Consider the following 12,954-nt stretch of genomic DNA (forward strand, 5'->3'; position numbering starts at 1 on the left):
CCGCCGTCGTTCGCACGCGCCCCGCCACCGGTGTGCCCTGGCTGTCGTCCAGGTGCATGGGTGCGCGCGGCCGCCTTTTCCGAAGAGGTCTTCCTCCGTGCCCATCCGTTCCGCGACGGCCGCCCTCGGGCTGGCCGCCGCCCTGCTCTGTCCGCGCCCGGGTGGCGCGGAGCCTGCTCGCATCACCCTCCAGGACGCCTTCGCCCTGGCCCGCCAGCACGCCCCGGCGCTGGTGGAGGCCCGCGCGCGCGTGAAGGCCGCCCAGGGCCCCGTGGCGAGCGCCGCGCCGCTCTTGCGCGAGAACCCCCAGCTGGACTTCCAGATCGGGCCGCGTCGGCTTTCCAATGGAGACCCCGGGGTGGACGTCGCCGTGGGGCTGGCGCAGCCCTTCGAACTCGGAGGCAAGCAGGGCCTGCGCCGGGAGGCGGCGCGCGCCGGCCTGTCCATGGAGGAGGCCCGCCTGCGCGACGCGGAGCGGCGGGTGCTGGGGGACGTCGCCGCGGCCTACCTGCGCCTGCTGGAGGCCCGGGAGCACCTGAAGCTGGTGAACGCCGCGACGGAGGCGACGGCGCGCACGGTCCAGGCCACGGAGCGGCGCTACGAGGCGGGTGACGTGCCGGCGGTGGACGTCAACGTGGCGAAGGTGGCCCATGCCCGGGCCCGCGCGGAGGCCCAGGTCGCGGAGGGAGAGGTCTCCGCGCTGCGAGCGGAGCTCGAGGGGCGCCTGGGCCAACGCGCGGGGAGTCCCGTCACCTACGACGATGATCTGCGGAGCCTCGCGCGGGCAGCGCCTCGCGCGGCGCCGGAGGGCGGCGGGCCGCGCGCGGACCTGGTGGCCCTGGAGCAGGAACAGGCGCGGGCGAAGGCCGCCGCGACGCTGGGCCGGCGGCAGGTGCTGCCGGACGTGACGCTGGGCGCGCGCTACCAGAAGGAGGCGGACGAGACGGTGTTCCTGGGAACGCTCAGCGTGCCCCTGCCCTTCTTCGCCCGCGGACAGGAAGCGCGCCTCGTGGGTGAAGCGGACGCCAGCCGCGCGGAAGGCGAGCTTCGCGCCGCGCGCATCGTCGTGCCCGCCCAGGTCCAGGCCGCGACCGACCGCTACCGCGCGAGCCGCGATGCGCTCGGGGCCCTGGAAGAGATCCTGCCGCTGCTGGACGACAACGAAGCGCTGGCGCAGCGCTCCTACGACGCCGGCGAGATGGACCTCGCCGCCTTCCTCCTCATCCGCCGCGACACGCTGGAGGCGCGGGCCGCGTGGCTCGACGGCCTCCTGCGCGTGGCGCTCGCCCGAGTGCAGCTCGAAGTCGAAACCGGAGCCCTGCCATGAAGCCCACCCTGCTGCTGCTCGCCGCCCTCGTGGGCCTCACCGCCTGCAAGTCCTCCAAGGCGGAGCACGAAGACGCTCACGAAGCCGGGCACGACGAGGCCGCCCCGGAGAAGCTCCACGTCGAGTCCGGGGACGTCATCCACGTGCACGTCCCACCGGAGATGCTCCGGGACCTGCGCGTCACCACCGCGAAGGTGGAGGCCCGCCCGGGCGGAGAGAGCGTCACCGCGCTGGGAGAGCTGACCTTCAGTGAAGACGCCTACGCGGAGGTGGCCTCGCCCGTCGCCGCGCGCGTGGCCTCCGTCGCCGTGACGACGGGCCAGGCGGTGAAGCAGGGCCAGCGGCTGGCGGAACTCCAGAGTCCGGAGCTGGGCCGGGCCCGCGCGGACCTCCAGGCCACGCAGGCCCGCGCCACCGCCGCCCGGCAGGCCGCGGACCGCAAGCGCACGCTGGCCGAGGAGCGCATCGTCGCGCGCAAGGACGTGCAGGCAGCGGAAGCGGACGCCGCCGCGGCGGACGCGGAGGTCGCCGCCGCGAAGGCCGCGCTGATGGCCCTGGGCGCGGGCGGCGCCGGGGGCGAGGGTACGTCGGGCTTCGTGCTCAAGTCGCCCATCGACGGCACCGTCGTGGAGCGCACCGCGCGGCTGGGGCAGATGGCGGACCCGTCGCAGGCGCTGTTCCGGATCGGCGACCTGTCGTCGCTGTGGCTCGTCGTCCACGCGTTCGAACGGGACGCCGTGCGCCTGAAGTCCGGGGCGGAGGCGCGCGTCACCTTCGCCGCGTTCCCGGGCCAGGAGTTCGCGGCGAAGGTGGGCCACGTGGGCCAGCGGGTGGATCCGCGCAGCCGGACCATCCCCGTGCGCCTGGAGCTGGACAACGGCAAGGGGCTCCTGCGGCCGGGCATGTCCGCGTCCGCCTCCATCCCCCTGGGAGATCCAGGCGCCACGCTCACCGCGGTGCCGGCGGCGGCGCTCCAGCGGCTGGAGAACGGCTGGGTGGTGTTCCTGCCCACGGCGGAGGCCGGCGTCTTCGAGCAGCGCGAGGTGGGCCGGGGCCGCAGCCTGGGCACGCAGGTGGAGGTGCTCTCGGGGCTCGTGGTGGGTGACGAGGTGGTGGTGGAGGGCGCGTTCCTGCTCAAGGCCGAGGTGGAGAAGTCCGAGGGCGGAGGTGAAGAACATGGCCACTGAACCTCGCGTGACGCTGCCGGGGCGCATCCTCCGCGCGTCCTTTGCCCGGCCCGGGCTGACGGTGCTCATCGTCCTGGCGCTGGCGGCCTTCGGCGCGGTGTCGCTGCGCAACCTGCGCCAGGACGTGTTCCCGGACCTGTCCGCGCCCATCTTCAACGTCATCGTGCAGAACCCGGCCATGGGCGCCGAGGAGCTGGAGACGGCGGTGGCCATCCCCATGGAAGTGGCGCTCGCGGGCCTGCCCCAGGTGCGCCGCATCCGCTCCACCTCGCAGCTGGGCGTCACACAGGTGACGGTGGAGTTCGAACCGGACGCGGACTACTTCCGCAGCCGGCAGTACGTGGCGGAGCACGTGGCGCAGGTGGAGGGCGAGCTGCCGCCCGGCACCGACGCGCCGCTCGTGTCCAGCCTCACCGGCCGGCTCAACGAGGTCTTCGAGTTCACGCTGGAGGCGGAGCCCGGCAGCGCGGACCTGATGGCGCTGCGCGACCTGGCGGACTTCGACATCAAGAACCGGCTGCTCGCGGTGCCCGGCGTCGCGGGCGTGGAGCGGCTGGGCGGCTACCTGCGCCAGTTCCAGGTGCTGCTGGATCCGGATCAACTGGTGGCGCGAGGCATCACGCTGGACGAGGTCCAGCACGGCCTGGAGGGCGCCAGCGTCAACGCGTCCGGCGGCTTCGTCACGCAGGGCCCCATGGAGTGGGCCGTGCGCGCGGTGGGCCGGGCGGAGACGGTGGAGGACCTGAACAACACCGTGGTCGCGCTGCGGGACGGGACGCCGGTGCTGCTGGGGGACGTGGCGGACGTGCGCGAGGCCCCCGCGCCGCGCCGGGGCATGGCGCACCGGCTCCAGGGCGAGGTGGTGAGCTGCCGCGTGAGCAAGCAGTTCGGCGCGGACACCGTGCGGGTGGCCGAAGGCGTGCGCGCGGCCATCGAGGAGCTGCGCCGCTCGCTGCCGCCGGGCGTGCAGCTGCGCGTCGTCTACGACCAATCCGAGCTGGTGGGCTCCGCGCTGGGAGGCGTGGGCCGGGCCATCCTGCTGGGCGCGTTCCTGGTGGTGGGCGTGCTCTTCCTGCTGCTGGGGGACTGGCGCGCGGCGCTCATCGTCACGCTCACCCTGCCCCTGTCGCTGGCGCTGGCGGGCCTCCTGCTCAAGGCGGCGGGCATCGGGTTGAACACGATGACGCTGGGAGGGCTGGCCATCGCGGTGGGCCTGCTCGTGGACGCGGCCATCATCGTCGTGGAGAACGTCATCCACGACCTGCGCGAGGGCAAGGGCCGCCGCTCGGTGCGCGACGAGGCGCTGGCGGCGGCGCTGGAGGTGGGCCGTCCCATCGCCTTCGCCACGCTCATCGTCGTCGCGGTGTTCATCCCGCTGTTCTCCATGACGGGCATCGAGGGCCGCATGTACCAGCCGCTCGCGGCGGCGGTGGTGGCGTGCCTGGCCGCGTCGCTGGCGCTGGCGCTCACGCTGGTGCCGGTGGTGTCGGGGCTCCTCTTGCGCGCGCCGCGCGAGGACTCGCCGGAGGACGTGTGGATCATCCGCAAGGTGAAGGCCGCGTACGCGCCGCTGCTGGACAGGTGCATGCGTCACGCGGGGCTGGTGCGCGTGGTGGCGCTGGCCATCACCGTGCCGGCGCTGGGCCTGGCCTTCATGGTGGGCAGCGACTTCATGCCCCGGCTGGACGAAGGCGCGTTCCTGCTCCAGACGGTGCTGCCGCCGGAGGCGTCGCTGGACGAGGTGGACCGCCTCAACCACCGCGTGGAGGACGTGCTGCGCGAGTTCCCGGAGGTGGAGGACGTGGTGCGCCGCACCGGCCGCGCCGAGCGCACCGAGGACCCCATGCCCCACACGCTGTCCGACGTGCTGGTGGTCCTCAAGAAGGACACGGTCGGCGGCCGCGAGGCGCTGGAGTCGCGGATGCGCGAGGCGGTGGGGAAGGTGCCCGGCGTGTCGGTGCTCTTCACCACGCCGCTGGGCATGCGCATCGACGAGGGGCTGGGAGGCAGCCCCGCGGACCTCTCCGTGCGCATCTTCGGGCCGGACCTGGACACGCTGGCCGGGCTCGCGGAGCGCACGCGCGCGCTGATGGCGAAGGTGGACGGCGTGGAGGACCTGCGGGTGGAGCAACTGAGCGGCCTGCCCCAGCTGCGCGTCGCGGTGAACCGCGCGGCGGTGGCGCGCGTGGGCCTGACGCCCGGGGACGTCATCAAGGCCGTCCGCATCGGGCTGGTGGGTGACGAGGCCGCGCAGATCTGGCGGGGCCAGCGCCGCTACGACCTGGTGCTCCGGCTGGCGGACCACCGCCGGGGCGACGTGAACGCCCTGCGCAACCTGCTGGTGGACGGGCACGACGGCACGCGCATCCCCTTGAGCCAGCTGGCCACCATCGAGGAGACCACCGGCGCGGGGAGCGTGCGCCGGGAGGCGGGCAGCCGGCGCATCGCGGTGGAGGCGGGCGTGTCCGGCCGCGACCTGGGCGGCACGGCGGCGGAGGTGCGGGAGGTGCTGGCCACGCAGCTGAAGCTGCCCACGGGCTACTTCGTGGACGTGGGCGGCAAGGTGGAGAGCCAGGAGCGCGCGGCGCAGGCGCTGACGGTGGCCATCGCCGTGGCGCTGCTCGCGGTGTTCGTCCTGCTCTACCTCGCGCTGGACTCGGTGGCGGAGGCGCTGGTCATCCTGGCCACCTTGCCGGACGCGTTCGTGGGCGGCATCCTCGCGCTGCTGATTGCAGGAGAGACGTGGAACGTGTCCAGCCTGGTGGGGCTCATCGGCCTGTTCGGCATCGCGGTGCAGAACGGCCTGGTGCTCGTGGCGCAGACGAAGGACCTGATGGCCCGGGGCAGGCCCTTCGCGGAGGCCGTGCGCGAGGCGAGCCTCGGTCGCGTGCGCCCCAAGCTGATGACCGCGGGCACGGCCATCCTTGGCCTGTTGCCCCTGCTGGTGCTGCCGCTGCACGGGACGGAAATCGAGCGGCCGCTGGCGGTGGTGATGGTGGGCGGGCTCGTCACGTCCACCCTGTTCACGCTGCTGGCCCTGCCCACGTTCTACGCGCTGGTGCACGGCTTCCAGGAGCGCATCGCCGCGCGCAGGGCGGAGCGGAAGGCCCCGGCATGATCCTGTCCCCGGAGGCGCTGGACGCGCTGCTGCGCCATCACCACGCGTTCCTCGCGTTCCTCACGCCGCGCGTGGGGAGCCAGGAGGCGGCGCGCGAGGTGCTCCAGGCCGCGTTCGTGAAGGGCATGGAGCAGGGGGGGGCCCTGCGCGAGGACCAGAGCGCGGTGGCCTGGTTCTACCGGCTCCTGCGCAACGCGCTGGTGGACCGCCACCGCCGGGGCCAGCGCGAGGTCACCGCGCTGGAGTCGCTGGCCCACGAACAGCCGCTGTCCACCGAGGACGCCTCCGGGTTGGAAGCGACGGTGTGCGGCTGCGTGGCGGGGCTCGCGGGGACGCTCAAGCCCGAATACGCGGAGGCCGTGCGCCGCGTGGACCTGGAGGGGCTGAGCGTGGCCGCGTACGCGAAGGAGGCGGGCCTCTCCGCCAACAACGCCGCCGTGCGGCTGCACCGCGCGCGGCAGGCCCTGGGCCGCCAGCTGGTGGAGCTGTGCGGCCACTGCTGCGCGCAGGGCTGCGTGGACTGTGCCTGCGCGCCCGCTTGAAAATGCGGGTGTAAGAGCGCGCGGGGCCGGGCGTCAGCGTGGGGGAACGCAGCTGGAGGTCTCCCATGGACGTCGCCACCTTCACCCGGCCGGCCCTGCCCGCCGCCACCCTCGCCTTCCTCCTCTTCGCCATGGTGCTGCCGTCGGTGCGCCTGCGCCGCCGCACGGGCCGCCCGGCGCTGGTGCTGCATCGCTCCGGGCCGCCGCTCCAGCGGGTCATCGGCTTGGGCATGGCGCTGTTCATGGGCGCCATCGTGCTCTGGAGCGCGGCGCACCTGGCCTTCGGTGAGCCGGCGCTGGGCGTGTGGCACGTCCCCCCGGCGCTCCGGTGGAGCGGCTGGGCCCTGGTCGCCGCCGGGTTCGCCCTCACGGTGCGGGCCCAGGTGGAGATGGGCGCGTCGTGGCGCATCGGCATCGACTCGGAGCGGACGGAGCTGGTGACGGGCGGCCTCTTCGGCGTCGTGCGCAACCCCATCTTCAGCGGGATGCTCGTCGTGGTGACGGGCCTCACGCTCGCGACCCCGAGCGCGTGGACGGTGATGGGCTGGCTCGACTACCTGCTCCTGGTGTCGCTCCAGGTGCGGTTGGAAGAGGATCACCTGCTGCGCCTCCACGGCGGCGTGTATCAGCGCTACGCGGCGCGCGTGGGCCGCTTCATCCCGGGCGTGGGGCGGCTCGACCCGGTGGGCCTGGACGCCGCTCCGCGCATCACAGTGTGACGTTGGCGGTCACACCTCACCCGAAGTGCCCATGGGAACGTGCTCCGCTGGACGCCGTCATTCCATGGGGTTGCGTTACCGGACGTCATGGCCCGGGCCTTGCTCGACAGCCGCCGGTGTCCTGGCTGCCGTACGGGCACGCCCTTTTTCGAGGTCTCGTGTGCACTGGAAATCCCCCTGGCTCCTCTCCGTTCTGCTGCTCGGTGGCTGCGCGTCCGTCCAGAAGGAGCGCGGCCACCTGGAAGTGGCGGCGCTCGTGGAGGAGCGGACAGGCTTGAATACGCGTTGGAACCAGGGCACGCCCGAGGACGCCCAGGTGCGGCAACACCTGGACGCCCTGCTGGCCGGCGACCTCACGTCGGATCACGCGGTGGAGGTGGCGCTGCTCAACAACCCCGCGCTCCAGGGGACGTACGAGGAGCTGGGCGTGTCCCAGGCGGACATGGTGCAGGCCGGGCTGCTCACCAATCCGTCCTTCGACGGGAGCATCGGCTTCCCGCTGACCTCGGACGGCGGCATGGAGCACGAGTTCTCCATCGTCCAGAGCTTCGTGGACATCTTCACGCTGCCCCTGCGCAAGCGCGTGGCGAACGAGCAGTTCCTGGCGGACACGCTGCGCGTCGCGCACGAGGCGCTGGTCACCACGGCGGAGGTGCGCCAGACGTTCACGGAGGTGCAGGCCCGGCAGCAGCTGGTCGCGCTGCGCCGCGAGGTGCTCCAGGCCGCGGACGCGGCGGCGGACCTGTCCGGCCGGCTGCGCGCCGCGGGAAACGTCACGGCGCTGGCCCTGGCCACCGAACAGGCCGCGCTGGAGCAGGCGCGGCTGGAGCTGGCGCAGGACGAGCTGGCGCTGTTCGAAGCGCGCGAACACCTCAACCGCCTGATGGGCCTGTTCGGTCCGAGGGTCCAGTGGACGTTGGCCCAGAAGCTGCCGGAGGTCCCCGCCGCCGAGGCGTCGCTGGAGCACCTGGAGACGCTGGCCATCCGGCAGCGGCTGGACATCGACGCGGCCCGCAAGCAGGTGTCGCTGCTGTGGAACGCGCTGGAGCTGGCGCGCAGCACGCGCTTCTTCGGCCGCGTGGACGTGGGCGTGCACACGCACCGCGACGCGAACGGGCCGCGCCTGCTGGGGCCCACGCTGTCGCTGGAGCTGCCCATCTTCGATCAGCGGCAGGCGCTCATCGCGAAGCTGGAAGCACAGCACCGCCAGGGCGAAGACCGGCTGACGGAGCTGTCCGTCAACGCCCGCTCGGAGGTGCGCGCCGCCAGGGCCCGGCTGGTGACGCTGCGGAACATGGCGGAGCGCTACCAGAAGGTCGTGCTCCCGCTGCGCACCACCATCCTCGAGGAGTCACAGCGCCAGTACAACGCCATGCAGATCGGCCTCCCCGCCCTCCTCATCGCCAGACGCGACCAGGTGGAGGCCTGGAGGGCCTACCTGGAGACGGTCCGCGACTACTGGATGGCGCGGGCCGACCTGGAGCGCCTCGTGGGCGGACGCCTGCCCGTGCCCACCGCTCCCGCGCCCACTCCTGAGCCCACTTCCGCTCCGTCCCCTTCCCCCGAGCCCACCCATGAGCACCATGAAGCCCACTGACGAAACCCCAGGGCCCTCCGAGGACACGACGTCCGAGGTCACCGATACGACTCCCGCGCTCACGCGCCGCACCCTGCTCGCGCGCACCGGCGCCACGCTGGCGACGGGCGCCCTGCTGATGCACGGCCGCGCCCAGGCCCAATCCAGCGTGCCCGGCGCGAACGCCCCGCGCGCAGGCTCCGCCGCGGACACGGGCGGCAAGGTCGCCCGGCAATCGCACCTGCCGCCCGGAAAGGCGGGCCGCGACTACCGGCCCGTCGTCGTGCCCAACGGCGCGAAGCTGCCGTGGAAGGACGTGGGCGGCGTGAAGGTGTTCCACATGGTGGCCGAGGAGGTGGAGCACGAGTTCGCGCCCGGCCTCAAGGCCACGTGCTGGGGCTACAACGGCCACGTGCACGGGCCCACCATCGAGGTGGTGGAGGGCGACCGCGTGCGCTTCTACGTCACGAACCGGCTGCCCGCGTCCACCACCGTGCACTGGCACGGCATCCTGCTCCCCAGCGGCATGGACGGCGTGGGCGGGCTGAACCAGAAGGCCATCGCGCCGGGGGAGACGTACCGCTACGAGTTCACGGTGCGCCAGTCGGGGACGGGGATGTACCACTCGCACCACGACGAGATGACGCAGATGGCGCTGGGCATGGTGGGCCTGTTCATCATCCACCCGCGCAGGCCGGTGGGGCCGCGCGTGGACCGGGACTTCGCCATCATGCTGCACGAGTGGCGCATCGACCCGGGCACGCGGCGTCCGGACCCCAACGAGATGACGGACTTCAACGTGCTGACGATGAACGCGAAGGCGTTCCCCGGCACGGAGCCGCTGGTCGTGCGCAAGGGCGAGCGGGTGCGGATCCGCTTCGGAAACCTGAGCGCGATGGACCACCACCCCATCCACCTGCACGGCTACCAGTTCCGCATCACGGAGACGGACGGCGGCCGCATCCCGGAGAGCGCGCAGTGGCCGGAGACGACGGTGCTGGTGCCCACGGGCAGCACGCGCACCATCGAGTTCGTGGCGGACGAGCCCGGCGACTGGGCCATGCACTGCCACATGACCCACCACGTGATGAACCAGATGGGCCACGACGTGCCGAACATGGTCGGCGTGAAGCCCCAGGGCCTGGACGCGAAGGTACGGCCGCTCCTGCCCGGCTACATGACCATGGGGCAGACCGGCATGGGGGACATGGCGGGCATGCACCACATGCCCATGCCCGCGAACTCCATCCCCATGGTGGGCGGCAAGGGCCCCTACGACGACATCACCATGGGAGGCATGTTCACCCTCCTCAAGGTGCGCGACCACCTGGACGGCGAAGGAGACCCGGGCTGGTACACCCCGCCGCAGGGAACGCAGGCAAGGCCCGCGCAGGAGGACGAGCTGCGGCGGGACGGAATCATCGTCTGAGGCGCACCCCGGGGGCACGGCTGCCTGCATGCCGTGGAAGCACGCCTCCCCCTACGGCCCCGGCCATTGCACCCGGGGCCGCCGCCAACCAATTTTCCCATCTGTTCAGCACCTTTCGCCAGTGGCCGTTCCGCTCGCTTCCCGAATCCGTCAGTGCTTGCGTGACTCCTCGGCGGTCTGGTGACGGGGGGACGTGCCATGGCGAGCATCGCGGAGATCATCCGGAGCAACCACGGGGAGATCGTACGGTGCTGGATGGAGGAGGCGACCCGGGCCGCGTCGGCCCGAGGCCTGGACAAGCCCGAGTTCAGGAACATCATGCCTACCTATCTCGCGTCCCTCGCGGAAGCGCGGGCCTCGGGCGGTGACGGCGATGACATGCAGCGCCAGCACGTCGAAAGCCATGTGTCCGCGCGGCTTCGCCAGGGCTTCCATGTCGCGGAGGTGGTCGAGGAGTTCGCCATCCTGGGACGGTGCATCACCCAGATGTGGGCCCACACGCCCCCCGCGCTGCAGCCCGACGTCCATGACGTCGAGCGGCTCTACACCGAGCTGCACGTCGCCATGGAGAGCGTCACGGACCTCTTCGGCAAGCACCTGCTGGAGGAAGAACAGACGGAGAAGCGCTACCTGCGGCTCCTCCAGCAAGTGGCCAGCGAAGCCCTCCGGTTGGATGGACCCGCCAGCCGGAACCGGCTGAAGGAACTGCTGGAGGTCATCCTGGAGGCCATGGGCGCCCAGAGCGGCGCCCTGCTGCTGTATGAGCCAGCCGGCGAGCGCCTGGTCACAGCGGCCTCCACGGGAGCCGCCAACGAGCAGTTGGAACACTACGCGACCTCGTTGGACGCGAAGTCCTTTCCCGGGAGCATCGTGGCGGCGGGCGAGGAGACCTACTCCCTCTGGGATGCCATGACCACGACGCTCGAGGTGAGCGACACGCTCCGGCAGGGAGGGCTCCACTCCCTGCTCGGGGTCCGGCTGCCCGCCCACCGGGCCCTGATGGGGGTCCTCTACATCGGGCTGACCGACACCCGTGAGTTCACCAGCCGGGAGAAGCAGCGGCTCCAGACCCTGGGCCAGCACCTGAGCATCCACCTGGAGAACGCCCAGCTGTACGCGAACCTCCAGGACAAGGTCGAAGCGCTCCAGGCAGAGCGAAGCCTCCGCGAGCAGTTCGTCACCATCCTGGCCCATGACCTCCGGGGCCCCTTGTCCGCGGCGAGGCTGGGCGCCCACGCGCTCATCCGGGCGCCGGAGAAGCTGGACACGCGGCGCGACCTGGCGCTGAGGATCGACCGGAACATCGACCGGGCGGATCAGATGGTGAAGGACCTGCTCGACGCCAACCGCATCCAGGCGGGCCAACGGCTGCCGCTCCGGCTCGACACGTGCGACCTGGGAGGCATCGCCCACGACGTCGTCGAGGAGCTGTCGATGCTCCATGGCGAGCGCTTCGTGCTCAAGGCGGCGGAGCGCGTCCGGGGCATCTGGAGCGCGGAGGAGCTGCGCCGCGCCTTGTGGAACCTGGGCACCAACGCCATCAAGTACGGAGCGGACGCCCTCCCCATCACCTTCACCGTCACGTCGACGGAGACGGAAGCGCGAGCCTCCGTGCACAACCAGGGGCCGGCGATTGCTCGCGCCGACCAGGAGACCATCTTCAGGCCCTTCATCCGGACACGCTCCGCGCAGACGGGGAGTTCGCATGGCTGGGGGCTGGGCCTGTCGCTGGTGTGGGGGTGCGCCCAGGCGCACGGAGGAAGGGTCGAGCTGACGAGCGACGCCGACACCGGGACGACGTTCAGCCTGGTGCTGCCCTGGGACGCCCGCCCGTTCCAGGCGGACCTGGGCAAATCCGAGAATACCGGGCGGGTTTCGAGCGGTGCCTGACAGGAGGCTGACACGGCAGGGGGTTCCTCCCACATGCTCCCCTTCGTCTTCGCCTTCCATTGGTCCCTGAGCGTCCTCTTCCAGAGCCTCTTCCAGCACCGCTACGCCGCGCACCGCATGTTCACGATGGGGCCTCGCACCGAGCGAGCGCTCCACCTGTCGACGGCGCTGGTGCAGGGTTCGAGCTACCTCGACCCGCGCGCCTACGCCATCCTCCACCGCGAGCACCACGCGTACGCGGACACCGAGCGGGATCCGCACTCGCCCACGCAACAGAAGAACCCCCTGCGCATGATGCTCCACACGGCGCGCCGCTACGCGGGCCTGCTGACCGGGAGCAGCTCCTCCGAGCCGCGCTTCCTCGGGGGCTACCCGGAGTGGCCCGCGGTGGATCGCCTCTTCAGCCGCTGGCCCACGCGCATCGCCTTCGGCGCGCTCTACACGCTGTTCTACCGGCGGTTCGCGACGCGGCGGTGGCACTGGGCGCTCCTGCCCATGCACTTCGTGATGGGGCCGGTGCACGGCGCCATCGTCAACTGGTGCGGACACCGCTACGGCTACCGCAACTTCGCCAGCCGCGATGAATCGCGCAACACCCTCCCTGTCGACGTGCTGTGCATGGGTGAGCTGTTCCAGAACAACCACCACGCCCGGCCGGCGAGCCCTGACTTCGCCGCCCGCCGCTTCGAGCTGGATCCCACGTGGCAGGTGATGCGGTTGCTCGCCCGGATGAGGCTCATCCGCCTCGCGCCTGCTTCGAAGGGCGAGCATGCGAAGCACCAGCCTTCGCCCCTGCGTACGAACGGCGGCACGTTGCTCGCGGCGTCTCCATCTTTGTGATTGAGGAAAGGAGCAGCCAGATGCAATTCGCGGAAAGCATCTTCCACGGCCGCATGGTCGTCGCGGCGGGAGGCCAGACGCTCGGGAATGTGGAGACCCTGTCCATCGACAGCGAGACCTGGAAGGTCGACTCCCTCCAGGTGAAGTTGTCCTCGGAGGCCGCCGAGCTGTTCGGCGTCTACTGGAACTACTTCCACGCGGGGCGCATCTACGTGCCGACGCGCCTGGTGCATTCGGTGAGTGACACCGTGCTCCTCTCCGTCACCGTCGACGAGCTCCGGGAGTTCCTCTCCCAGGACGCCGCCAACGCCACCACCTGAGCACGG

10 protein-coding genes are annotated in these 12,954 nt (G+C 71.9%); all 10 read left to right on the top strand.

Going from position 1 to position 12,954, the window contains the following annotated elements:
* Positions 1–97: 97 nt before the first annotated feature.
* Entirely contained in the window at positions 98–1,327 is a 1,230-nt protein-coding gene (locus AABA78_RS17200) for a TolC family protein (RefSeq protein WP_338264117.1), read from the top strand.
* Entirely contained in the window at positions 1,324–2,514 is a 1,191-nt protein-coding gene (locus AABA78_RS17205; protein WP_338264118.1) for an efflux RND transporter periplasmic adaptor subunit, read from the top strand. The genes AABA78_RS17200 and AABA78_RS17205 overlap by 4 nt, the downstream gene beginning before the upstream one ends.
* Complete coding sequence (locus AABA78_RS17210; protein ID WP_338264119.1) at positions 2,504–5,632, top strand: efflux RND transporter permease subunit; 3,129 nt, start codon at positions 2,504–2,506, stop codon at positions 5,630–5,632. The genes AABA78_RS17205 and AABA78_RS17210 overlap by 11 nt, the downstream gene beginning before the upstream one ends.
* Positions 5,629–6,174, top strand: a complete 546-nt coding sequence (locus tag AABA78_RS17215; protein WP_338264120.1) for an RNA polymerase sigma factor — start codon at positions 5,629–5,631, stop codon at positions 6,172–6,174. Before AABA78_RS17210 ends, AABA78_RS17215 begins: the two co-directional genes overlap by 4 nt.
* Before the next feature lie 65 nt (positions 6,175–6,239).
* Positions 6,240–6,893: a methyltransferase family protein gene (locus AABA78_RS17220; RefSeq protein WP_338264121.1), complete on the top strand. Its 654-nt coding sequence runs from the start codon at positions 6,240–6,242 to the stop codon at positions 6,891–6,893.
* Positions 6,894–7,053: 160 nt separating this feature from the next.
* Positions 7,054–8,490, top strand: a complete 1,437-nt coding sequence (locus AABA78_RS17225) for a TolC family protein (protein ID WP_338264122.1) — start codon at positions 7,054–7,056, stop codon at positions 8,488–8,490.
* Positions 8,468–9,898: a multicopper oxidase family protein gene (locus AABA78_RS17230; RefSeq protein ID WP_338264123.1), complete on the top strand. Its 1,431-nt coding sequence runs from the start codon at positions 8,468–8,470 to the stop codon at positions 9,896–9,898. The genes AABA78_RS17225 and AABA78_RS17230 overlap by 23 nt, the downstream gene beginning before the upstream one ends.
* Positions 9,899–10,096: 198 nt before the next feature.
* Positions 10,097–11,788: a sensor histidine kinase gene (locus tag AABA78_RS17235; protein ID WP_338264124.1), complete on the top strand. Its 1,692-nt coding sequence runs from the start codon at positions 10,097–10,099 to the stop codon at positions 11,786–11,788.
* A gap of 33 nt (positions 11,789–11,821) precedes the next feature.
* On the top strand, positions 11,822–12,628 hold the full coding sequence (locus AABA78_RS17240) for an acyl-CoA desaturase (RefSeq protein ID WP_338264125.1): 807 nt from the start codon (positions 11,822–11,824) through the stop codon (positions 12,626–12,628).
* Positions 12,629–12,648: 20 nt separating this feature from the next.
* Positions 12,649–12,948, top strand: a complete 300-nt coding sequence (locus AABA78_RS17245; protein WP_338264126.1) for a PRC-barrel domain containing protein — start codon at positions 12,649–12,651, stop codon at positions 12,946–12,948.
* The last annotated feature ends 6 nt before the right edge of the window (positions 12,949–12,954 follow it).

Origin of the sequence: Corallococcus caeni (assembly GCF_036245865.1) — a bacterium.
GTDB lineage: Bacteria > Myxococcota > Myxococcia > Myxococcales > Myxococcaceae > Corallococcus > Corallococcus caeni.